We start from the raw sequence: 21,607 nt of genomic DNA, 5'->3' as shown, positions 1-21,607 counted from the left end.
TCACATGAAATCACTAACAATGCGTAAATCAATCGCAACACTTGGTGCAGCAACACTTGCACTAACACTTAGCGTTGCGATTACACCTTCGGCAACTGCAGCAGCACCTGTTTGTGCAACTGCAGCAGGCGTTGAAACATGTAATGGAACGCTTGCAAATGGCGCTGCATACCGGTTTATCGTGCCAACAAACTTCGGTGGAACAATGTTCTTCTGGGAGCACGGATTCCGTCCAACCTACCCAGGTGTTTCAGCTGTCCCAACTGGTATCGAAGAAATGACACCTGCAAGCGCTACTACTAAAACTGATGTCACAAAAGAGATGCTGCGCGCCGGTTATGGCATTGCAGCATACGATGGAACCGTCAAGGGTATGCGTGGTTGGAACAACACCTTCCGTGTAGAAATGCTCAAGGAAGTTATCGATACTGCGATGGCTAAGTACACAACCCGAATTACGAAGAAGGTTGTTTACGGCTCATCCCAAGCGGGAGCAATCATCACTCCATTCGTTGAAAAGTATCCAACTTATGCTGATTCAGTCGGCATCATGGCTGGACTTACTCCTTCTCCTGCTGATGCACTTCAATCTGCATGCGACATCTTCTATCTCTTGAGCATCTTTGCTGACCCAACCATCAAGGGTTGCGCGGCGATGGGCGTTAAGGGAGTTCCTGGCCATATGGCATCAGTTGGCGAACTTCTCAAAGTAGTTGCACTACTTACTACTTGGAGCAAAAACCTCGGTGCACCAGGACTTGAATATCCAGCACCACTTAAGGGATCACCAATTCCACAACGTTCAGCGCTACTTCTAACTGGTCTTCTAACTGGAGTTCCAACAAAGAGCGCACACATGGATGGAATCTCAACAAATGCTGTCATTGCTGAACACAGCATCAACGCAACAGTTGCAATCCTTGAAAACATGGGAGAAGCAATTGCAACCGGCACACTTGCTGGTCAATCAATCTCCGAACTCACAGGTCCTGGCTTCTACGACAACACAAAGACTGATTGGGCAGCGATGCTCGATGAGGGCGATGCTGGTCGTTACAACCTCGGACTTTCAGGTGATGAAGCGATCGCAGCAATGCTTGGAGTTCTAGCTGTTGTGCCACGCGTTACAGGTAACGCTGATGCAATCGCCAAGTTCAAGGCGCTCGATAAATCAACATTTGCCTCAACGCATCCTACGATTCTGCTTTCTAATGAAGCAGATCGTCTTGTGTTCTCAGGTAACTCTGCTCGCTATGTAGATAAGAAGCGCGCAGTTTACGAAGCAGCACTTGCAAAGTGGGAAGCAAGCAAGACTGGTAAGAAGCCAGTTTGGAACACACTTGCTCTCTATGCGATGACACCAGAGACCTACACAAAGTTCACAGCAGCAGGCTTGCCTGATCTTGCTGGAGCTCCATCACCATCTGGCGTCGGACACCAATCGTTCACCACGGACCAGACAATGGCCTGGGTTCGCATGTTGGCTGTCTCTGCTAAATCAGGAAAGATCCCAACTGGCAAGTATGTTCAATACATCGCCAAGAAGGTTCCTTACCTAAACGATGATCTCGATTATCGTCCAACTGATCTGAAGTACAACTTCGGATAAATCTGAAGTACGAAAGGGCCCTGAGGAAACTCGGGGCCCTTTCGCATTCTCTACTTTTTATTACCAACTATCCTTCGTGAGTGAAGATTTCTACGGCGCAAGAGATGTTCGGCCTGGGCCAACAACTTGGTTCTCAATTGCGCGCCGGTGATTTGATTCTTCTAAATGGCCCGCTCGGTGCAGGTAAAACGGTTCTTGTACAAGGAATTGGATCAGCGTTGGGCTTTAACGAAGTTACTTCGCCAACCTTTGTTATCTCTCGCATTCATAAGGGTGCGCTCTCGTTAATTCATGTCGATGCCTATCGCTTACTTGAAAGTGGCAATGCAGCTCTTTACTTAGATGATCTCGATCTTGATACGCCGCGCGAAAGTGCAGTCACGGTTATCGAATGGGGTGGCGCCGAATCTGCTCGCCTTTCAGATGATCGCTTAGAGATTGAAATTGATCGCACCGATGAGGAACGTGAAGTCACGATTCGTGCGGTTGGCCCTCGTTGGGCGGGCTTCAAACTATGACAATTTCATTGGCAATTGATACGGCAACTTCACGAACAATTGTCGGAATTCTCGACGGCGATAAAGTCCTATTTGAAAGCTTTCATGAAGGAGCCACCGAACATGGTTTTGCGATTACTGAACTCGTTGTCAAAGCTTTAGCGGTTTGCTCAAAGCCAGATCAAGTAGTTGTCGGTATGGGGCCAGGGCCATTTACTGGTTTAAGAGTTGGCATAACATTTGCTCACACATTTGCCATGGCACGTGATATTCCCGTTATGGGTGTTTGCTCATTGGATGCAATTGCAATAGATAAGAGTGAATACACGGTTGCTATCGATGCGCGCCGCAAGGAGATTTACTGGGCTAGTTATAAAGATGGAAAGCGAGTTGCTGGCCCTGAAGTTAGTAAACCTGCCGAAGTAAGTGACTTCATTATCGATCAGTATCCAGATCTAAAGAAGTTGGTGGCGCTCAGTAAGTCACAGGATATTTCAGAACCAATGTACTTGCGACGTCCAGATGCAGTACCAACCGCGGAGCGTAAATGATTAGCTACCGCGCCGCGATTCAACTCGATCTTCCGGTTCTAGTTTCAATGGAGCGAGTTCTTTTCGCCGATTCACCATGGACAACCGGACAATTTAAGGAAGCCTTCCAAGGCGTTCCAACAATTCGCCACTTCTTAGTTGCCACAAACGCGGAAGATCAGATCATTGGCTATGCCGCAGTATTAGTCGTAGCCCCAGGCGTTGAAGCCGATGTTTTAACGGTGGCAGTACTGCCTGAATATGCGCGAAAAGGCATTGCCACGCACTTCATGGGCGAACTCGAAAAATGGTCTAAAGAGAAGCAAGCCTTGGCGATGATGCTAGAAGTCGGAACCGAGAACTCAAGCGCCATCGCCTTGTATGAAAAGTTGGGTTATCAAACTATTGCCACACGTAAAAATTATTACGGCCAAGGCTTAGATGCATTTGTGATGCGTAAGGAGTTTGGCGCATGAGCGAGCCAATAGTCCTGGGCATTGAGACTTCCTGTGATGAAACGGCAATCGGCATTGTCCGCGGACGCACGCTGCTTGCCAATGTAATTGCTTCTAGCGTTGATGAGCATGCGCGCTTCGGGGGAGTTGTACCTGAAATCGCGAGCCGTGCACATTTAGAGGCGATGCTGCCCAGCATTGAAAAGGCCGTTAAAGATTCGAAGATTTCATTGAAAGATGTTGATGCAGTTGCAGTCACTGCAGGCCCTGGTTTAGTTGGCGCACTTCTTGTCGGTGTTGCATCGGCAAGTGGTTTAGCACTTGGACTTGGTAAACCTTTATATGGCGTAAACCATTTAGCGGCGCACGTCAGCGTTGATTTTCTAACTCACGATCAGCCAACTAATCCAACGATCGCACTTTTGGTAAGTGGTGGCCACTCATCGCTTTTGCAAGTCGATGACATAACTTCATCGATTACTAAACTCGGTGCGACTATGGATGATGCCGCCGGTGAAGCCTTCGATAAAATTGCCCGCGTTATGGGACTTGGTTTTCCGGGCGGCCCCGCAATCGATCGCACAGCACAATCTGGTTCACCAACTGCCATCGACTTCCCGCGTGGTTTAACAACGAGCAACGACTGGGCAACTCGTCCTTATGATTTCTCATTCTCTGGTTTAAAGACGGCGGTAGCTCGTTACTTAGAAAGCACACCGGATTATGCAAAAGCCGACGTTGCCGCTTCTTTCCAAGAATCAATCGTCGATGTACTTCTGCAGAAATCACTTGCTGCATGCAAAGCCAGCGGAATCGATTCACTTGTTATTGCAGGCGGAGTCGCCGCTAACTCACGTCTTCGCGCAGTCGCCGAAGAGCGCTGTGCCCAGGCTGGGGTTCGCCTACGGATTCCAAGCCCAGCCCTTTGCACCGATAACGGGGCGATGGTCGCGGCCCTAGGCTCGCTGATGGTCGCCGCTGGCCGAGCCCCTGGCCCACAAGCCTTCGATGCTGACTCTGCGCTGCCAGTTGAGCGCGTAAGTCTTTAATTTGCCGCTGGGAATAACGCCCCCTAGGCTTAGCGTTAGCACTCAAGGGTCGAGTCTGCTAATTCGCGCAGGCTTCCCAAAGAGGAAGTTTTATACGTAACAACTAGATAAAAGGAGCACCACCATGGCAGTTGCCATTAAGCCACTCGAAGATCGCATCGTTGTAAAGGCCTCAGAGGCTGAAACAACCACAGCTTCAGGTCTTGTTATCCCTGATACTGCAAAAGAGAAGCCACAGGAAGGCACCGTTGTTGCCGTAGGTCCTGGTCGTTTCGATGACGGCGTTCGCGTTCCTATGGATGTCAAGGTCGGCGACGTTGTTCTCTACAGCAAGTACGGCGGAACTGAAGTTAAGTACAACAACGAGGAGTACCTCGTACTTTCAGCCCGTGACATTCTCGCTGTAATCGAGAAGTAGTAATGGGAAAAATTCTTGAATTCGACGAGAAAGCTCGTCGCGCGATGGAGCGTGGAGTAAATATCCTCGCTGACACCGTAAAGGTAACGCTAGGTCCTAAGGGACGTAACGTCGTTATCTCAAAGTCTTTTGGCGCACCGACCATCACAAACGATGGCGTGACAATCGCTAAGGAGATCGAACTTTCAGATCCAGCAGAAAATATGGGCGCACAGCTCGTAAAGGAAGTTGCGACAAAGACCAACGATGTTGCCGGTGACGGAACAACAACAGCAACCGTGCTTGCCCAAGCAATGGTTAAAGAAGGCCTTCGCAACTTAGCCGCTGGCGCACAGCCAATGGATCTAAAGCAAGGTATCGAAGCAGCAGTTGTTGCTATATCTGCACGTTTAGCCGAGAACGCAACTGTCGTAAAAGACAAGGCGCAGATCGCAGACGTTGCAACAATCTCTGCCCAAGATCGCGCAATCGGCGAGTTAATTGCTGAAGCGATGGATAAGGTCGGCAAAGATGGCGTAATCACCGTTGAAGAAGCATCAACTACAGCGCTGGAACTTGAGTTCACTGAAGGTATGCAATTCGATAAGGGTTACATCTCTCCATATTTCGTAACTGATCAAGATCGTATGGAAGCAATCCTCGAGGATGCTTTCGTATTGATCTCAGGCAACAAGATCTCTGCGCTCGCAGAGTTGCTGCCAGTACTTGAAAAGGTTGCGCAAGCAAATAAGCCACTTCTGATCATCGCTGAAGATGTTGAAGGCGAAGCGCTTTCAACTCTCGTTGTAAACCGTATGCGCGGAGTATTTACATCAGCGGCAGTTAAGGCACCTGGCTTCGGCGATCGTCGCAAGGCGATGTTGCAAGATATTGCAATCTTGACCGGCGGCACAGTGATCTCTGCTGAAGTTGGTATGAAGCTAGATCAGGTAAATATTGAGGATCTCGGCAAGGCTCGTCGCATCGTTATCACTAAGGATGCAACAACGATCGTTGATGGAGCAGGGGATAAGGCAGTCGTTGCTGCACGCGTCTCTGAGATCCGCAACGAGATCGCTAACACCGACTCTGACTGGGATCGCGAAAAGCTACAAGAGCGCGTTGCAAAACTCGCAGGTGGCGTTTGCGTAATCAAGGTTGGCGCACACACTGAAGTTGAGTTGAAAGAGAAGAAGCACCGTCTTGAAGATGCGATCTCTGCAACTCGCGCAGCAGTTGAAGAAGGAATCGTTATCGGCGGAGGCGCAGCACTTGTGCATGCAGCTGATGCTCTTGAAGGCGATCTTGGATTCACTGGCGATAAGGCAGTAGGCGTTCGTCTTGTCCGCAAGGCTTGCGATGAACCACTTCGTTGGATCGCAGAGAACGCAGGACTTGAAGGCTACGTAGTAGTTGCAAAGGTTCGTGCGCTTAAGGCCCACGAAGGCTTTAACGCAGCAACTGATGTCTACGGCGATCTTGCAAAAGATGGCGTAATCGATCCAGTTAAGGTCACTCGTTCAGCACTTGCAAACGCGGCATCAATTGCAGCGATGTTCATTACAACTGAAGCGGTTGTTTACGAGCGTCCAGCAGATGAAGTTGCCGAAGCAGCTGGCGGACATGGTCATTCACATGGTCCCGGAGGACACTCACACTAAGTAGCCACTAATTTGTAAATAGAAAATCCCCCGCACTCACTGAGTGCGGGGGATTTTTCTTTAATTTCTTATGATGCTTCGTAAATAGTTGGCTTTTCTTTGCCAAGCAATACTGCGCGATCATCTTCAGATAAACCGCCCCAGATTCCGTATGGCTCTTGCACTGCTAGCGCATGTGCGCGGCAGGCCTGGATTACTGGGCATGTTGCGCAGACAGCCTTCGCCGCGTTCTCGCGATTGCGACGACGTGGGCCGCGTTCCCCATCTGGATGAAAGAACATCTCAGCAGGAAGTTCGCGACAGGCGCCTTCGTACTGCCATTCCCAATGATCTGCGATTGGAAGCGGAAGACGTGTTAGTTCAGCCATGTTTTTCTCCTTGCCTTGTTGATTAGCCCAACCATACAACCGCGCCATAGGTTGTTCAAGTACCTATCGGGTCAAAAGTTGTTCGTTTCGTCACGGTGTGAGCGTGTTTCAAGTGGTGAGGTGGGCCAGTTCACGCCACCATAGGCGCATGGAAGAGCTCCTGACGGTTGCAGCCGTTGCCCGCCAAATCGGCGTAGCCCCAGCAACTCTGCGGACCTGGGCTCGCCGTTATGGCCTGGGACCTTCCAGCCACGAAGCCGGCGAACACCGCAGATATTGCGCCAGTGATCTCGCCAAGTTAACTCTGATGCGTCGATTGATCTCTGCTGGCGTTGCCCCGGCAGATGCTGCAGAACAAGCGCTGGCCCATAAAGGCGAAGTAAAGGTAGAAAAGATTTTAAAGACTTTTGAAGTTCGCGAAGATGTTGTCGCTGCAATTGTCAAAGCAGCCAATTCACTCGATCGAAATTTTGTAGAAAGTATCTTGCGTAAAGATATTGAAAAATATGGGGTTATTGATAGTTGGCAGGAAGTCATTGTTCCCGTATTAGTAATAGTAGGAGATGCCTGGCAAGAAACAGGCACCGGAATTGAAGTCGAACATTTACTCTCTGAAACCATTACTGCAATTCTGCGCGAACGATCAAAGCAGCTAAAGACGCCGCTAAATTCTCGTCCAGTTTTATTGGCATCCGTAGGTGAAGAACTTCACTGCTTAGCGTTGCATGCACTTCATGCCGCCCTTGCTGAAGCGAAAGTTGATTGCCATTTCTTAGGTGCACGCACCCCGCTAGAGGCGTTATCAAATGTTGTCACCCGCAGCGCCCCACCTGCTGTTTTCCTTTGGGCACAACTATCAAAAAATGGTGACCCAAAATTCTTCCGTGATATCCCTGCAATCCGCCCAGCGCCCCGCTTTATCTTGGGCGGTCCGGGATGGGATCGCGATCAATGCGGCGATGTGGCATTTGCTGATGATTTATCTCTAGCCTGCGCGCAGATTAAGCAGGCTTTAGGAGCCTAAAACTCAAGTTAGACTAGGGCGCTCAACCACAGTACGGAGGGCTCATGAGCAGCGATAACGACAAAGTCGCGATGCTCGGGCTGACTTACGACGATGTGCTCTTATTGCCAGATGCCTCTGAGGTTGTTCCTAGCGAAGTAAACACCGCAACCTGGTTAACTCGAAATATTTCACTTGCCGTTCCCGTCGTTTCATCTGCGATGGATACCGTCACCGAATCAACGATGGCGATCGCTATGGCCAAGGCCGGCGGTATCGGAATCATTCACCGCAACCTTCCGATTGAAGAACAAGTAACCCACGTTAAATTAGTTAAGAACGTTGGTTTAGCCGGAGCTGCTGTTGGAGTTGGCGATGATGGGTTTGCTCGCGCCCAAGCTTTAATCGAAGCTGGCGTAGATGTAGTTGTAGTTGATACCGCACATGGCCATCACCGCGCTGTCTTAGATGCGATCGAACGCATTAAAAAGTTTTCGTCCACTATCGAAATAATCGGTGGCAACGTCGCAACTCGCGCCGGTGCGCAAGCGCTAATTAACGCAGGTGCTGATGCGGTAAAGGTTGGCGTTGGTCCCGGATCAATCTGCACAACGCGCGTTGTTGCAGGTGTTGGTGTTCCACAAATTACCGCGATCATGGAAGCAGCTAAGGCATGTAACAAGGCGGGAATTCCGCTAATCGCAGATGGTGGTCTTCAATATTCAGGTGACATTGTTAAGGCAATTGTTGCTGGTGCAAATTCAGTAATGCTTGGTTCACTTCTTGCTGGTTGCGAAGAATCACCAGGACAACTCGTTGAAATCGATGGCCGAAAGTACAAGGCATATCGCGGCATGGGTTCACTAGGTGCGATGCAATCTCGCGGAGAACAGAAGTCATATTCCAAAGATCGCTACATGCAAGACGATGTTTTATCTGAAGACAAACTTGTCCCTGAAGGTATCGAAGGAAGAGTTGCCTACCGCGGCCCAGTTGCTGAAGTTGTACACCAACTCGTTGGCGGACTGCGCAGCGGAATGGGTTATGCCGGCGCACCCGATATCGAAACGCTGCGCCGTGAAGGTCGCTTAATTCAAATTACTGCAGCAGGGCTACAAGAGAGCCATCCTCACGATGTCTTGCACGTTGCCGATGCCCCTAACTACAGCAAGAAGAGCTAAGGAAGGCCGCTATGGATATCGAGATCGCACCAGGAAAACGCGCCCGCCAGGCTTACTCATTTGACGATATCGCCATCGTTCCAAGCCGTCGTACTCGAAACCCAGAAGATGTTTCAACTGCGTGGCAGATCGATGCTTATAAATTTGAAATTCCAATGATGGCCGCGCCAATGGACTCTGTTGTTTCTCCTGAAACTGCAATTGAAATTGGAAGACTTGGTGGACTCGGAGTTCTGAACCTAGAAGGTCTTTGGACTCGTTATGACGATCCCCGCATTCCGCTCGGTGAAATCGCATCGATGCCAGATAAGCATGCAACTCGACGTATGCAAGAAATTTACAGCGCACCGATTCGCCCAGAGTTAATCAAAGAGCGCATCAAAACAATTCGAGATTCTGGTGTCACAGTTGCGGCATCACTTTCACCACAGCGCACTGCTGAACTTCACAAGGCAGTTATCGATGCTGGCGTAGATATATTCGTAATTCGTGGAACAACAGTTTCTGCAGAACATGTTGGACATGATGATTCATCGCTTAACCTCAAGAAATTCATCTACGAACTAGATGTGCCAGTAATTGTTGGTGGAGTCGCTACTGCAACAGGTGCGCTGCACTTGATGCGCGCAGGAGCAGCTGGTGTTCTAGTTGGTTTCGGTGGCGGCGCTGCACACACAACTCGCAAAGTTTTAGGTATCGAAGTTCCAATGGCATCTGCTGTTGCTGAAGTAGCTGCAGCGCGCCGTGAATACTTAGATGAATCAGGTGGACGATATGTTCACGTTATTGCAGACGGTTCAGTTGGTCGCTCTGGTGATATCGCAAAGGCAATTGCCGTTGGCGCAGATGCGGTAATGATGGGCTCTCCACTTGCAAAGGCAACACAGGCGCCAGGACTTGGCTGGCACTGGGGATCTGAAGCACATCACCAAGAACTTCCACGCGGTGAGCGCGTAAATGTTGGCACCGTTGGCACACTTGAAGAAATTCTTAACGGACCATCACATACATCTGATGGCTCAATGAACCTATTTGGCGCACTTCGCCGCGCAATGGCAACCTCTGGTTATTCAGATGTTAAGTCATTCCAGCGCGTAGAAGTAATCATTCACGGGGCGTAAATGAGTAATTCGCAGAACGGCGTACTGGTCGTTGATTTTGGTGCGCAATATGCGCAGTTGATCGCACGCCGCGTTCGCGAAGCAAATGTCTTTTCTGAGATCGTTCCATCACATATCACCGCTGCAGAAGTTTCGGCCAAGGCGCCATCAGCAATTGTTCTATCGGGCGGGCCTTCAAGTGTTTATGCAGATCGCGCACCAAAGTTTGATGCTGAAATTCTAAAACTCGGTATTCCAGTATTTGGAATTTGTTACGGCTTCCAAGCAATGGCCGCAGCTCTTGGTGGCGTTGTAAGCCAGACAGGTAAATCAGAATTCGGCCGCACTGAAATTAAAGCGGAAGTAAGCTCTAAGATCTTTGCAACGCTACCTGCGTCACAGAGAGTTTGGATGTCGCACGGCGATGCGGTGACTCAAGCACCTGCAGGTTTTACTATCTGTGCATTAACAGCAGATACTCCTATTGCCGCTTTCGAAGATGCCAGCGGAAAGATTGCCGGCGTTCAGTTCCACCCCGAAGTTCTACATTCTGAACACGGCCAAGCAATCCTAAAAAACTGGTTGATCAACATCGCCGGTTGCACACCGAACTGGACAACCGGAAACATTGCCGAGAATGAAGTTGCTAAAGCGAAGACGCTAATTGGCAGCAAGCGCGTTATCTGCGGACTTTCAGGTGGCGTTGATTCAGCAGTTGCTGCCGCAATCGTGCAGCGCGCAGTAGGTGCTCAGCTAACTTGTGTATTCGTAGACCACGGTTTGCTGCGCAGCGGCGAATCCGAACAAGTACAGCGTGACTTTGTAGCAGCCACCGGTATTGATCTAGTAGTTGTCGACGCAGTTGATCAATTTTTAAGTGCCCTTGCTGGAGTCACCGATCCGGAAACTAAGCGCAAGATTATTGGCCGTGAATTTATTCGTTCCTTCGAAAAGGCAGCGCGAGATATCGCAGCCGGGGGAGATGTTGAATTCTTAGTACAGGGCACCCTTTACCCAGATGTCGTTGAATCAGGCGGCGGTACAGGTACTGCAAACATTAAGTCACACCACAATGTTGGTGGTCTTCCAGATGATTTGAAGTTCACTCTTGTCGAACCACTTCGCACTTTATTTAAAGATGAAGTTCGCCAAGTTGGTTTAGAGCTCGGCCTTCCTGAAGAAATCGTTTGGCGCCAACCATTCCCAGGTCCAGGGCTCGGTATTCGCATCATCGGTGAAGTAACGCAAGATCGCCTGGAAATTCTGCGCCATGCAGATTTAATTGCGCGCGAAGAGTTAAAGGCGGCAGGACTTGATCGTCAGATCTGGCAATGCCCAGTAGTTCTTTTGGCTGATGTACGAAGCGTTGGTGTGCAAGGCGATGGCCGTACTTATGGCCACCCAATAGTTTTACGTCCGGTATCAAGTGAAGATGCAATGACCGCAGACTGGTCGCGCGTGCCTTACGAAACTCTAGAGAAAATTTCTACGAGAATTACCAATGAGGTTCGCGAAGTAAACAGAGTTGTATTGGATGTTACGAGTAAGCCGCCTGGAACGATCGAGTGGGAATGAAATGAACACTCGCAAAGAGAATGAATGGGAATAGGAACCCGACTATGAAAAGAATTTCTGCGCTCTGTGCCCTGGCAATCGCTGTTGCTTCATTAACTCCAACAGCTGCGCCTGCCGCTGAACGCCCAACTTCAGTTAAGGGTTGCGCCAAGCCAACGTCAAAGGCGCATGTGCCAGCAACGCTTAAGCAACCAACTAGCGTTGACAAGAAACTTGCAAAGACGATGACGATTACTACAAATTGTGGTGTTATTACTATCGCGCTTGATCCAGCAGCGCCACAAACCGTTACCAACTTAGCAACGCTTGCTCGTTCTAAATATTTTGATGGCTCTTTCTGCCACCGCCTAACTACTGAAGGCATTTATGTTCTGCAATGCGGAGATCCTTCAGCGCAAGGAAATGGTTCACCTGGTTCTTGGAAAGGCTATAAAGACGAGAACCTTCCAACTAAGAAGATTCTTACCTATCCCGCAGGAACAGTAGCTATGGCTAACTCTGGCCCAAATACCAACGGCAGCCAGTTCTTCTTGGTCTATAAGGACACAACACTTCCACCGAGCTACACAATCTGGGGCAAGATCAAGACGGGTTTGCCGCTACTGCTTCGCATTGAAAAAGTTGGCGCGTACCAAGTTGATCAATCAACCGGAAACGCTTACTACGCAGGCGATGGAATTCCGGTACAGCCGATCGAGATTAAATCGGTGACTGTTCGATAATTTTTTAGATTTATTAATTGGTATTGATAATCTTAAAAGCTTCAGCGATACGACCTTCAGGCAATCCGCCCATACCAGCGTTACGTTGACCCCACTCGCGCACCATATTTTCAAGTTCCTTATTGTGCGCAGTCTGTGATGCATGTGCGTTTAACGCCTTCATCTTCATATCAAAGGTATCGGTGATATCAACCCAGTGATCAGGGTTTGCAAAGCCCATCATCCAAACTTCTTTAACGCGATGTGGTTGCAAGCCCTCGTTATCTAATAAATCGGTGAATGCAAAAGGATTTCGCGCATCTGGGTAAACCGCTTGGATCGCCGCCTCACCTGCAGCTAAATGATCTGGGTGGCTAGCGCCGATCCGATCCCAATTGCGCTCTGGTGATTGGCAGACCATGCGATCTGGTTTGCTGATGCGAATTTGGCGGACGATATCTTTGCGAAGTCCAAGTGTTGGTTCGAGATGTCCGTCAACATAATTTAAAAATGTAATGTCGGTGACGCCGATTGCGGCACCTGCTGCGCGTTGTTCGCGCTGGCGGATCGCTGGCATCTCTTCTTTGGTGAAGCCCGATTCTTCGCCGCCTTGATCGCCATTAGTACAGAAGACATAGGCGACTTCAATGCCCGCCTTGACCCATTGGGCGATAGTTCCGGATGCGCCAAAATCAGAGTCATCGGGATGTGCGTTGATGACAAGTACGCGCTTTATCTCTGAATTTGGTAGCGGCTCCATGACAGTTAAGCCTAATAGACTCCGCGCCATGGTTGATACGCAAGCGCTACTGGCGGGGCTTAATCCGCAGCAGCAGAAAGCGGTTGCCAGCGAAGGCGCGCCTCTTTTAGTGGTGGCAGGTGCGGGATCTGGAAAGACGCGAGTTCTTACTCGTCGTATCGCTTACTTAATGGCGGCGCGGTCTGTTAAACCTTACGAAATTCTTGCGATCACCTTTACCAATAAAGCAGCTGGTGAGATGAAAGATCGCGTCACCGAACTTGTAGGTCCGATCGCAAAATCAATGTGGGTCTCAACTTTTCACTCTGCTTGCGTGCGCTTGCTTCGCCAAGAGATCGAACGTCTGGGTTACAGCAGCACCTTCAGTATCTACGACTCTGCCGATTCGCAGAAGTTAATTTCGCGGGTGATGGAGACTTTAAACCTTGATCCCAAGCGCTATCCCGCACGCCAATTCCAATCGCTAATTTCAAATGCCAAGAACGAGCTGCAAACTCCTTATCAATATCTATCTGCGGCCCAGAACCAATTTGAAACTATCGTCGCTGATGTTTATACGATGTATGAAAAGCGCCTTAAGCAGGCCAACGCTTTAGATTTCGATGATTTGATTATGAAGACGGTGCAGGTTTTGCAACAATCCCCTGAAACCAAGGCGCGCTTTCGTTCCCGCTTTCGCCACATCTTGGTGGATGAATATCAGGACACCAATCACGCACAATATGTTTTAGTTAAAGAGCTCACCGGCACCGAAGGCGATGGCTTTCCAATTGCCGAACTCTGCGTGGTGGGCGATGCCGACCAATCTATCTATGGTTTCCGCGGTGCAACGATCCGCAATATTTTGCAGTTCGAAGTCGACTATCCAAATGCTGCCACCGTCTTACTAGAGCAAAACTATCGTTCAACACAAAATATCCTTAACGCAGCGAACGCAGTTATTACCCAGAACGAATCTCGTAAAGAGAAGAACTTGTGGTCTGATGCCGGTGCTGGTGCACCGCTTGTCGGTTATGTCGCTGAATCCGAATATGACGAAGCCGAATTCGTAAAGTCTGAAATCCGCTCACTGCAAGATATGGGTTACTCCAATCCAGGAGATACTGCGGTTTTCTATCGTACAAATGCCCAATCTCGTATCTTTGAAGAGATCTTTATGCGCGCTGCCATTCCATACAAAGTCTTTGGGGGCTTGCGCTTCTATGAACGAAAAGAAGTTAAAGATCTCCTTGCCTACCTGCGCGTGCTGGCTAACCCAGATGATGAAGTCTCGCTGCGCCGCATCATCAACTTTCCAAAACGTGGGGTTGGCGATCGCGCCCTCGAAGAAGTAGAAATCTTTTCTCAGGCCAACGGAATCTCTTTCTGGCAAGCGCTGCTGCGCGTTACTGAGGCAACAAGCGTTCCCAATAAAGCGGCGCAATCCATCGGCACATTTACCTCAATGCTTACCGCCCTTTCTGTCCTAGTTGAAGCCAAGACCAAGCCATCTGTGATTATCGAAGCGGTGCTTGAACAATCAGGGTTACTGACTGAACTTGAGGCCAGTACCGATCCGCAAGATGAAGTACGAGTTGAAAACTTAAAGGAACTTGTCTCGGCATCAATGGAATATGAAGAACGCCCAATTGAAGAGCTCGGTGAAGATGAAGAAATTTCGCTCTCTGGATTTTTGGAAAAAGTTTCGCTAGTTGCCGATGCAGACGACATTCCCGATGGTGAAGATCATGGGGGAGTTGTTACCTTGATGACTCTGCACACTGCAAAAGGTCTTGAATTCCCGACGGTATTTCTCACCGGTATGGAAGATGGAATCTTTCCGCATGCACGCACCTTGGATGATCCAAAAGAGATTGAAGAAGAACGTCGCTTGGCATACGTTGGTTTAACGCGTGCGGAAAAACGACTTTATATTTCGCGCGCGGAATATCGTTTAACTTTCGGAACTCCTAAATACAACCCTGGTTCTCGTTTCTTAGATGAAATTCCAACTGATTTAATCGAATGGAAGAACGAAGCGCGTTCCTCATCTTCATCTGGAAGTTCTGGACTTCGCCGTCGTACTCCGACAACACCTCCGCCGAGAGCGACCGGCAAAACATCTTCTGCGATGGTTCTTGAAGTTGGTCAGCGTGTGTCACATGACACATTCGGTCTCGGCACCGTTGTGGCGCTAGCGGGTGAAGGCGATAAATCAGAGGCGACGATCAACTTCGGCCAATACGGCGAAAAACGCCTCTTGCTGCGCTATGCCCCTGTTGTGGTTTTGTAGCCTTTCGCAAGGATTAGGATTATCCACATCCGCTAGCACAAAGACGAGCTAGTAATTCTTCGAATGGTAGTTATCTGTGGATCTCTTTGAATATCAAGCACGTGACCTCTTTGAAAAGCACGGCGTACCTGTTTTAGCAGGCGCTGTTGCGACTACCGCTGATGAAGCATTCGCTGCAGCATCTGCAATGGGTGGAAAGGTAGTTGTTAAAGCCCAAGTAAAAGTTGGCGGTCGCGGAAAAGCAGGCGGTGTAAAACTTGCCGTTGATGCAAACGATGCGAAAGAGAAAGCCGGCGCCATTCTCGGAATGGATATTAAAGGCCACACAGTTCACAAAGTTATGATCGCGCAAGCTGCGCCAATTGTGGACGAGTACTACATGTCGATTTTGCTAGATCGCTCAAACCGTACATTCCTTGTAATGGCATCAGTTGCCGGCGGTATGGATATCGAAGAAGTTGCACACACTGCACCTGAAAAACTTGCCAAGGTTCCAGTAACTGCTGTTGATGGAATCTCACTTGCGAAAGCGAAAGAGATCGTTGCGCAGGCTAAGTTCCCAGCAGATATCGCAGATCAAGTTGCAGATGTTCTTGTAAAACTATGGGAAACCTTCCAATCTGAAGATGCCACTCTCGTTGAAATCAACCCACTTGTTAAGACCGAAGATGGTCGCATCATCGCACTCGATGGCAAAGTGACTCTCGATGACAACGCGGAATTTCGTCAACCAACACATGAGGCGCTTGTAGATCACGATGCAGCAAACGCGCTTGAAGCGGCGGCTAAAGAAAAAGGTTTGAATTACGTAAAACTAGATAACGGTCAGGTTGGAATCATCGGCAACGGTGCTGGCCTGGTTATGTCAACGCTCGATGTTGTGGCATATGCTGGCGAAAAATTCGGCGGCATGCGTCCTGCAAACTTCCTCGACATCGGTGGCGGAGCATCTGCCCAAGTAATGGCCGATGGACTCTCAATCATCTTGGGCGATCCTGATGTAAAGAGCGTATTTGTAAATGTATTCGGCGGAATCACCGCTTGTGATGCTGTTGCAAGCGGCATTGTGCAAGCACTTGAGCTACTTGGCGCAAAGGCCACTAAGCCAATCGTTGTTCGCCTTGATGGCAACAACGTCCTTGAAGGCCGCGCAATCTTGAAGGCAGCCAACCACCCGCTTATTGAGCAGGCTGAAACTATGGATGGAGCAGCATCACGCGCTGCAGAATTGGCGGCAAAGTAATGTCTATCTTTATTAATTCTGCAAGCAAGGTAATTGTTCAGGGTATGACTGGTTCTGAAGGAACCAAGCACACTCGTCGCATGTTGGCATCAGGCACCAAAGTTGTTGGTGGAGTTACGCCAGGTAAAGGCGGACAAAGCGTCGATATCGATGGCCATCAACTTCCAGTCTTTAACACCGTTGCTGAGGCAATGGCTGCAACTGGGGCAAATGTTTCAGTTGTATTCGTTCCGCCAAAGTTTGCAAAGGCTGCGGTTATCGATGCTATTGATGCCAAGATGCCGCTAGTTGTTGTGATCACTGAAGGTATTCCAGTTCATGACTCTGCATACTTCTACGCATACTCATTGCAAAAGGGCACAACGCAGATCATCGGGCCAAACTGCCCAGGTCTGATCAGCCCAGAACAGTCAAATGTCGGAATCATCCCTGCAGATATCACCAAGCGCGGACCAATCGGATTAGTTTCTAAGTCCGGAACTCTTACCTACCAAATGATGTACGAACTCCGCGACATCGGCTTCTCTACAGCAGTTGGTATCGGTGGAGATCCCGTAATCGGTACAACACATATTGATTGCCTAAAGGCTTTTCAAGATGATCCTGATACAACTGCAATTGTTATGATCGGTGAAATCGGCGGAGATGCTGAAGAGCGCGCTGCTGCATTTATCGCTGAATATGTAACCAAGCCAGTTGTAGGTTACGTCGCTGGATTTACTGCGCCAGAAGGAAAGACGATGGGCCATGCAGGCGCAATCGTTTCTGGGTCATCTGGAACTGCGCAAGCAAAGAAAGATGCTCTTGAGGCAGCTGGCGTTAAGGTCGGACAAACTCCAAGTGAAACTGCGCGCTTAATGCGCGCCATACTCGGTCGCTAGCGGTCAAATGTTGCAACGTGTCCTAGCGGTCTCGTTTGCACAGGTTTTGCGTAGCGTCTTTGTAATCCTTCTTCCGCTTGCCTTTATATCTCTAATCGCCTGGGCGACAGCTGGAAGCGCAACTGGAAATACTTCAGACCCAATGCGGGCAGCGCTCTGGCTCTGGCTAGGTGCGCACCACATTCCATTTAACTTAAGCGGAACAACGATTGGGTATCTATCTTTCCTTCCGATTGGTGCGATGTTGATCCCATTCTTTGCCCTTCGAGTTGGATTCACTAAAGCCCTTAGTAAATTACACGGCGACTTTCATAACATTAATAGCGTTCGTTCAATCTTTGCCGGTCAATATGCATTGGTCGCAACACTTCTTTCGCTCTTTAGCCGTTCAACCAACGTGTCACCACAGTGGTATCTAACGCCCATATTTACCTTTGGGATCGCCTACCTAGCGGCATTAACTGCCGGATCACGAGTTCGAATTTCGCAGGCAGCATCTTTAGCAAGCCGCGTTCTATCAATCTTGCTTGGCTTCTCATTTATCATTCTTGCAATTTTGATCTTTACAAATACTGCGACCTTTAAAAATATCTCAATCGTCTTACAACCGGGGATTCTCGGCTCGTTCTTACTATTTGCGCTAAATGCTTTCTATCTTCCCAATGCGGCGCTATCGATACTCGGATACTTCACCGGAACTGGCTTTGCAGTTGGCGCCGGAACTTTAGTCTCACCATTCACGCATCGCTTAGGTGAACTACCCGCACTTCCTCTTCTATCAGTGCTTCCTACAACTTCTTCACGGTGGGCGCTAATTGCGGTCGCACTAGTTGTAGTCGTAGGCGCTGCTCTTGCGATCTGGGCACAGAGCTCTAGTACCACAACACTTATTCAAAGTTTCGTACATCTCTTGATCGCAACCGCTCTTTTAAGTTATCTAGCCAGCGGTTCTTTAATGACGCCGGCAATGAGCGCGGTTGGCTTATCAATTTGGAAATTCACCCTTTCAATCGCAGTTGAGATTGCTTTAGGAATCGCGCTGGTAGTTCTACTGCCGCAGATAAGAATTCGCGCTAAACGATGACTAATCCGCGAATCGTCATACTGGCTTCAGGTAGCGGAAGTATCGCCCAAGCAATTATCGATGCGCAGCACAGCGGTGACTTAAAAGCAGAGATCGCCTGCGTGATCTCTGATCAAGCAAGTGCCAAGGTATTAGATCGCGCAAAGTCAGCAGGCATCCCGAGCAAAGTAATTGCGGTGTCAGCAAATCGTTTGGATTGGGATCTACAAATTATTTCAGCGCTAACTGATTTACAACCTGACCTCGTTGTTAGTGCGGGCTTTATGCGGATCCTTTCGGCCGATTGTGTATCTAAATTTAAGATCGTAAATAGCCATCCAGCTTTGTTGCCGCTCTTTCCAGGCGCCCACGCGGTTCGAGATGCGCTGGCCGCTGGCGCTAGAAAAACTGGGACCACCATCCACTGGGTTGATGCGGGAGTAGATACCGGAGCGATAATCGCTCAAGAAGAAGTTGAAATCACGCCTAGCGATACTGAAGAGTCGTTGCATGAACGCATTAAGATTGTCGAAAGACGTCTCTATGTCGCGACGTTGCAACAACTACTGAACGAATCAGTGAGGTCTCATGACTGACCGCAAAGCTATCCGTCGCGCACTTGTAAGCGTTTACGATAAAGATCGTCTTTTAGAACTCGGCAAGGTTTTAACCGAAGCCAAGATTGAAATACTTTCAACTGGATCTACTGCAAAGACGTTAGCCCAAGCAGGTTACGCAGTTACCGAAGTCAGTTCTTACACCGGTTTTCCCGAGATTATGGGTGGTCGCGTAAAGACCCTGCACCCAAAGATTCACTCAGGCATATTGGCCGATCAAGATAATCCCGAACATTTAGCGGCGATAGCAGAATTAGATATCGAGCCTTTTGATTTAGTTGTTATCAATCTCTATCCGTTCTTGCAGACGATCATGTCTGGCGCCGAATATGCCGAATGCATCGAACAAATTGATATCGGCGGTCCATCAATGTTGCGTGGTGCTGCTAAGAACCACGGTTCCGTCGCAGTTATCTCTAAGGTCTCGCAATATGACGACTTATTTGCAGCGTTAAAAGCAGGCGGAACCACTTTAGAAGAACGACGCCGCTTTGCTCTAGAAGTTTTCCGCACCACAGCTGAATACGATTTAACAATCGCTAGTTGGCTCGGCACACAGATCAGTATGGATATTCCAGATTGGTTTGGCTTGATCTGGAACCGTGAGAGTTCGCTTCGTTACGGTGAGAACCCGCATCAGAAGGCGGCGATCTATCGCGGTGGTCCTCCGGGAATTGTTAACGCCGTGCAGAGCCATGGCAAAGAGATGTCATTTAATAACTACACCGATGCTGATGCCGCTTGGCGCGCAGCGTTAGATCACCAACAGCCTTGTGTTGCAATCATTAAACATGCCAACCCATGTGGAATAGCAACTGGTAAAGATATCGCTAGCGCTTATTTAGCAGCGCATGCATGTGATCCCGTTTCAGCATTTGGGGGAGTCGTAGCGGCAAATCGCAAAGTAACCGTTGCTATGGCCGAACCGCTGTCTCAGATTTTTACTGAAGTAATAATCGCTCCAGAGTACGAACCAGCAGCGTTGGAAATTCTGATGCGTAAACCTTCCATCAGAATTCTCACCTGCGCTAATACCTTTCTATCGCCCTTTGAAATTCGCCCCGTATCAGGTGGAGTACTTCTTCAAGATACCGACAAGATCAGCGCCGAAGGTGATTCTCCAGCTAACTGGAAGCAAGTGACAGGTGCTGCAGTTTCCGCTGAAGTGTTAGCTGATCTCGAATTTGCTTGGCGCTCGGTGCGCGCAGTTAAGAGCAATGCGATCTTGTTGGCACACAATGGGGCAGCAATCGGAATCGGAATGGGCCAAGTAAATCGCGTGGACTCTGCAAAACTTGCAGTTGCGCGCGCTGGCGATCGCGTTGCCGGAACAGTTGCGGCAAGTGATGCCTTCTTCCCGTTTGCAGATGGTTTACAGATTCTGATCGATGCCGGTGTAACAGCGGTTGTGCAGCCAGGTGGCAGCGTTCGCGATGAAGAAGTAATTGCAGCAGCAAACGCCGCAGGAATTGCAATGTTTTTTACTGGCACACGCCACTTCTCGCACGCCTAATTTCGCTAGCCACAACTAACTCGAATAGGATCTGGAGTTATGACAGCAACAATCCTTGATGGCAAAGCACTTGCCGCCACCATCAAAGGGCAACTTGCTGCACGCGTAACCTCGCTAAAGGCTAATGGGATTGCGCCAGGTCTCGGAACAGTTCTCGTTGGCGATGACCCAGGTTCTATTTCTTATGTTGCGGGAAAACATCGCGACTGCCAAGAAGTCGGAATCAATTCAATTCGCGTTGATCTAAAGGCAGATGCATCGCAAGCCGATGTGCTTGCAGCAATCAAGGATTTAAACAACGCTAAAGAGTGCACTGGATATATCGTGCAACTGCCGCTTCCCAAAGGGATAAATACTCAATTAGTTCTGGAATCAATTGATCCGGTAAAAGATGCTGATGGTCTACATCCAATTAACTTAGGTCGACTTGTCTCTGGTTTTGATGCACCACTTCCATGCACTCCGCGAGGCATCGTCGAATTAATCAACCATTACAAAATTCCGCTAGCAGGTGCAGAAGTTGTGGTTATTGGTCGCGGCCTAACAGTGGGACGTCCACTTGGGTTGCTGCTAACTCGCAAGCAAGAAAATGCCACAGTAACTCTGACCCACACCGGCACTAAAGATTTGCTTTCACACACTAAGCGTGCCGACATTGTTATCGCTGCAATTGGTAGCGCACATTTCTTAAAGGCGAGCGATATTAAACAGGGCGCAGTTGTTATTGATGTTGGAATCTCTAGAACTTCTGCTGGTTTACTCGGAGATGTTGACCCAGGTGTTATGAACATTGCCTCTTTTGTTGCGCCTATGCCTGGTGGAATCGGACCGATGACTCGGGCGATGTTGCTTCAGAATGTTGTTGAAGCATGCGAGAGATAAATTCAATCGGTGTGCGTCTGGCATACCTAATCATTGGCCTTGGTTTTCTAGCTGGGGTGGCATCCTTTGTTCGCCTCGGCTCGATCGCGATCGCCATCGGTATGGGTGTGATTGCGATCGCACATTGGAAAACTGGAAAAGTTGAACGGTATTTAGCCCTCGGAATAGCGCTGGCCCTCTTGGCCGTGGCGATTTCACTTCCGCGCGGGTTGTAGAGTTTCTCTCGATATCAAGAGAACGTAAGAGAAAG

The 21,607-nt window shown here is 49.1% G+C and carries 22 protein-coding genes; 20 read left to right on the top strand and 2 right to left on the bottom strand.

Going from position 1 to position 21,607, the window contains the following annotated elements:
• Window positions 1–4 precede the first annotated feature (4 nt).
• The 7 genes from A1sIIB106_RS05485 to groL all read left to right on the top strand — a co-directional run bounded on the left by A1sIIB106_RS05485 (window position 5) and on the right by groL (window position 6,198).
• The gene (locus A1sIIB106_RS05485; protein ID WP_095677632.1) at window positions 5–1,609 is read left to right on the top strand and encodes a hypothetical protein; all 1,605 of its coding nucleotides are present in this window, start codon (window positions 5–7) and stop codon (window positions 1,607–1,609) included.
• 80 nt (window positions 1,610–1,689) lie between these two features.
• Window positions 1,690–2,127 carry a tRNA (adenosine(37)-N6)-threonylcarbamoyltransferase complex ATPase subunit type 1 TsaE gene (tsaE, locus tag A1sIIB106_RS05480; RefSeq protein ID WP_223299483.1) on the top strand — a complete coding sequence of 146 codons (438 nt, stop codon included), beginning with the start codon at window positions 1,690–1,692 and terminating at the stop codon, window positions 2,125–2,127.
• A complete protein-coding gene (gene tsaB / locus A1sIIB106_RS05475) occupies window positions 2,124–2,657 on the top strand; it encodes a tRNA (adenosine(37)-N6)-threonylcarbamoyltransferase complex dimerization subunit type 1 TsaB (protein WP_095677630.1) in 534 nt (177 codons plus the stop codon). Before tsaE ends, tsaB begins: the two co-directional genes overlap by 4 nt.
• Window positions 2,654–3,112 carry a ribosomal protein S18-alanine N-acetyltransferase gene (rimI, locus tag A1sIIB106_RS05470; protein WP_095677629.1) on the top strand — a complete coding sequence of 153 codons (459 nt, stop codon included), beginning with the start codon at window positions 2,654–2,656 and terminating at the stop codon, window positions 3,110–3,112. Before tsaB ends, rimI begins: the two co-directional genes overlap by 4 nt.
• Window positions 3,109–4,140, top strand: a complete 1,032-nt coding sequence (tsaD, locus tag A1sIIB106_RS05465; RefSeq protein WP_095677628.1) for a tRNA (adenosine(37)-N6)-threonylcarbamoyltransferase complex transferase subunit TsaD — start codon at window positions 3,109–3,111, stop codon at window positions 4,138–4,140. Before rimI ends, tsaD begins: the two co-directional genes overlap by 4 nt.
• Window positions 4,141–4,264: 124 nt before the next feature.
• Window positions 4,265–4,558, top strand: coding sequence for a co-chaperone GroES (gene groES, locus A1sIIB106_RS05460; RefSeq protein ID WP_095526936.1), 294 nt, complete (start codon window positions 4,265–4,267; stop codon window positions 4,556–4,558).
• A gap of 2 nt (window positions 4,559–4,560) precedes the next feature.
• Window positions 4,561–6,198: a chaperonin GroEL gene (gene groL / locus A1sIIB106_RS05455; protein WP_095677627.1), complete on the top strand. Its 1,638-nt coding sequence runs from the start codon at window positions 4,561–4,563 to the stop codon at window positions 6,196–6,198.
• Between the two features lie 68 nt (window positions 6,199–6,266).
• Here groL and A1sIIB106_RS05450 read toward each other — a convergent pair whose 3' ends face one another.
• Window positions 6,267–6,566, bottom strand: a complete 300-nt coding sequence (locus A1sIIB106_RS05450; RefSeq protein WP_095677626.1) for a WhiB family transcriptional regulator — start codon at window positions 6,564–6,566, stop codon at window positions 6,267–6,269.
• 148 nt (window positions 6,567–6,714) lie between these two features.
• Between A1sIIB106_RS05450 and A1sIIB106_RS05445 the strand changes: the two genes are divergently transcribed.
• The 5 genes from A1sIIB106_RS05445 to A1sIIB106_RS05425 are packed head-to-tail and all read left to right on the top strand — an operon-like array spanning window position 6,715 to window position 12,147.
• The gene (locus tag A1sIIB106_RS05445; RefSeq protein ID WP_095677625.1) at window positions 6,715–7,590 is read left to right on the top strand and encodes a MerR family transcriptional regulator; all 876 of its coding nucleotides are present in this window, start codon (window positions 6,715–6,717) and stop codon (window positions 7,588–7,590) included.
• Between the two features lie 44 nt (window positions 7,591–7,634).
• Window positions 7,635–8,750 (top strand): IMP dehydrogenase, encoded by a 1,116-nt coding sequence (gene guaB / locus A1sIIB106_RS05440; RefSeq protein ID WP_095671481.1) that lies wholly within the window; start codon window positions 7,635–7,637, stop codon window positions 8,748–8,750.
• An 11-nt stretch (window positions 8,751–8,761) separates the two neighbouring features.
• On the top strand, window positions 8,762–9,871 hold the full coding sequence (locus A1sIIB106_RS05435; RefSeq protein WP_095677624.1) for a GuaB3 family IMP dehydrogenase-related protein: 1,110 nt from the start codon (window positions 8,762–8,764) through the stop codon (window positions 9,869–9,871).
• On the top strand, window positions 9,872–11,425 hold the full coding sequence (guaA, locus tag A1sIIB106_RS05430) for a glutamine-hydrolyzing GMP synthase (RefSeq protein WP_095677623.1): 1,554 nt from the start codon (window positions 9,872–9,874) through the stop codon (window positions 11,423–11,425).
• A gap of 44 nt (window positions 11,426–11,469) precedes the next feature.
• On the top strand, window positions 11,470–12,147 hold the full coding sequence (locus A1sIIB106_RS05425) for a peptidylprolyl isomerase (RefSeq protein WP_095677622.1): 678 nt from the start codon (window positions 11,470–11,472) through the stop codon (window positions 12,145–12,147).
• A gap of 13 nt (window positions 12,148–12,160) precedes the next feature.
• On the opposite strand, the gene A1sIIB106_RS05420 is transcribed toward A1sIIB106_RS05425, so the two are convergent.
• The gene (locus A1sIIB106_RS05420; protein ID WP_095677621.1) at window positions 12,161–12,886 is read right to left on the bottom strand and encodes a PIG-L deacetylase family protein; all 726 of its coding nucleotides are present in this window, start codon (window positions 12,884–12,886) and stop codon (window positions 12,161–12,163) included.
• Between the two features lie 28 nt (window positions 12,887–12,914).
• Here A1sIIB106_RS05420 and pcrA point away from each other — a divergent pair, with 28 nt between their 5' ends.
• From pcrA to A1sIIB106_RS05380, 8 genes are all read left to right on the top strand, one after another.
• On the top strand, window positions 12,915–15,158 hold the full coding sequence (gene pcrA / locus A1sIIB106_RS05415; RefSeq protein ID WP_095677885.1) for a DNA helicase PcrA: 2,244 nt from the start codon (window positions 12,915–12,917) through the stop codon (window positions 15,156–15,158).
• A 76-nt stretch (window positions 15,159–15,234) separates the two neighbouring features.
• A complete protein-coding gene (sucC, locus tag A1sIIB106_RS05410) occupies window positions 15,235–16,401 on the top strand; it encodes an ADP-forming succinate--CoA ligase subunit beta (protein ID WP_095677620.1) in 1,167 nt (388 codons plus the stop codon).
• Window positions 16,401–17,282, top strand: coding sequence for a succinate--CoA ligase subunit alpha (gene sucD / locus A1sIIB106_RS05405; RefSeq protein ID WP_095671476.1), 882 nt, complete (start codon window positions 16,401–16,403; stop codon window positions 17,280–17,282). The genes sucC and sucD overlap by 1 nt, the downstream gene beginning before the upstream one ends.
• 7 nt (window positions 17,283–17,289) lie before the next feature.
• Window positions 17,290–18,366 (top strand): cell division protein PerM, encoded by a 1,077-nt coding sequence (locus A1sIIB106_RS05400; RefSeq protein WP_223299481.1) that lies wholly within the window; start codon window positions 17,290–17,292, stop codon window positions 18,364–18,366.
• Complete coding sequence (purN, locus tag A1sIIB106_RS05395; RefSeq protein ID WP_095677619.1) at window positions 18,363–18,941, top strand: phosphoribosylglycinamide formyltransferase; 579 nt, start codon at window positions 18,363–18,365, stop codon at window positions 18,939–18,941. Before A1sIIB106_RS05400 ends, purN begins: the two co-directional genes overlap by 4 nt.
• Window positions 18,934–20,475 (top strand): bifunctional phosphoribosylaminoimidazolecarboxamide formyltransferase/IMP cyclohydrolase, encoded by a 1,542-nt coding sequence (gene purH, locus A1sIIB106_RS05390; protein WP_095677618.1) that lies wholly within the window; start codon window positions 18,934–18,936, stop codon window positions 20,473–20,475. The genes purN and purH overlap by 8 nt, the downstream gene beginning before the upstream one ends.
• A 39-nt stretch (window positions 20,476–20,514) precedes the next feature.
• Window positions 20,515–21,357: a bifunctional methylenetetrahydrofolate dehydrogenase/methenyltetrahydrofolate cyclohydrolase gene (locus tag A1sIIB106_RS05385; protein WP_095671473.1), complete on the top strand. Its 843-nt coding sequence runs from the start codon at window positions 20,515–20,517 to the stop codon at window positions 21,355–21,357.
• On the top strand, window positions 21,345–21,572 hold the full coding sequence (locus A1sIIB106_RS05380; RefSeq protein ID WP_095671472.1) for a hypothetical protein: 228 nt from the start codon (window positions 21,345–21,347) through the stop codon (window positions 21,570–21,572). The genes A1sIIB106_RS05385 and A1sIIB106_RS05380 overlap by 13 nt, the downstream gene beginning before the upstream one ends.
• Window positions 21,573–21,607 lie beyond the last annotated feature (35 nt).

It is taken from the genome of Candidatus Planktophila lacus, assembly GCF_002288325.1.
Classification (GTDB): Bacteria; Actinomycetota; Actinomycetes; order Nanopelagicales; family Nanopelagicaceae; genus Planktophila; species Planktophila lacus.
Note: the sequence above shows the minus strand (reverse complement) of the source record. Positions and strands in the feature narration are given on the sequence as shown.

Excerpts from the sequence above, each read along its gene's own strand:
- A1sIIB106_RS05385 (WP_095671473.1), top strand. The coding sequence starts at position 20,515 with ATGACAGCAACAATCCTTGATGGCAAAGCACTTGCCGCCACCATCAAA.
- A1sIIB106_RS05420 (WP_095677621.1), bottom strand. The coding sequence starts at position 12,886 with ATGGAGCCGCTACCAAATTCAGAGATAAAGCGCGTACTTGTCATCAAC.
- A1sIIB106_RS05485 (WP_095677632.1), top strand. The coding sequence starts at position 5 with ATGAAATCACTAACAATGCGTAAATCAATCGCAACACTTGGTGCAGCA.
- groL (WP_095677627.1), top strand. The coding sequence starts at position 4,561 with ATGGGAAAAATTCTTGAATTCGACGAGAAAGCTCGTCGCGCGATGGAG.
- A1sIIB106_RS05445 (WP_095677625.1), top strand. The coding sequence starts at position 6,715 with ATGGAAGAGCTCCTGACGGTTGCAGCCGTTGCCCGCCAAATCGGCGTA.
- purN (WP_095677619.1), top strand. The coding sequence starts at position 18,363 with ATGACTAATCCGCGAATCGTCATACTGGCTTCAGGTAGCGGAAGTATC.
- groES (WP_095526936.1), top strand. The coding sequence starts at position 4,265 with ATGGCAGTTGCCATTAAGCCACTCGAAGATCGCATCGTTGTAAAGGCC.
- tsaB (WP_095677630.1), top strand. The coding sequence starts at position 2,124 with ATGACAATTTCATTGGCAATTGATACGGCAACTTCACGAACAATTGTC.
- guaA (WP_095677623.1), top strand. The coding sequence starts at position 9,872 with ATGAGTAATTCGCAGAACGGCGTACTGGTCGTTGATTTTGGTGCGCAA.
- rimI (WP_095677629.1), top strand. The coding sequence starts at position 2,654 with ATGATTAGCTACCGCGCCGCGATTCAACTCGATCTTCCGGTTCTAGTT.
- A1sIIB106_RS05435 (WP_095677624.1), top strand. The coding sequence starts at position 8,762 with ATGGATATCGAGATCGCACCAGGAAAACGCGCCCGCCAGGCTTACTCA.
- sucD (WP_095671476.1), top strand. The coding sequence starts at position 16,401 with ATGTCTATCTTTATTAATTCTGCAAGCAAGGTAATTGTTCAGGGTATG.
- pcrA (WP_095677885.1), top strand. The coding sequence starts at position 12,915 with ATGGTTGATACGCAAGCGCTACTGGCGGGGCTTAATCCGCAGCAGCAG.
- guaB (WP_095671481.1), top strand. The coding sequence starts at position 7,635 with ATGAGCAGCGATAACGACAAAGTCGCGATGCTCGGGCTGACTTACGAC.
- purH (WP_095677618.1), top strand. The coding sequence starts at position 18,934 with ATGACTGACCGCAAAGCTATCCGTCGCGCACTTGTAAGCGTTTACGAT.
- A1sIIB106_RS05400 (WP_223299481.1), top strand. The coding sequence starts at position 17,290 with ATGTTGCAACGTGTCCTAGCGGTCTCGTTTGCACAGGTTTTGCGTAGC.
- A1sIIB106_RS05450 (WP_095677626.1), bottom strand. The coding sequence starts at position 6,566 with ATGGCTGAACTAACACGTCTTCCGCTTCCAATCGCAGATCATTGGGAA.
- A1sIIB106_RS05425 (WP_095677622.1), top strand. The coding sequence starts at position 11,470 with ATGAAAAGAATTTCTGCGCTCTGTGCCCTGGCAATCGCTGTTGCTTCA.
- tsaD (WP_095677628.1), top strand. The coding sequence starts at position 3,109 with ATGAGCGAGCCAATAGTCCTGGGCATTGAGACTTCCTGTGATGAAACG.
- A1sIIB106_RS05380 (WP_095671472.1), top strand. The coding sequence starts at position 21,345 with ATGCGAGAGATAAATTCAATCGGTGTGCGTCTGGCATACCTAATCATT.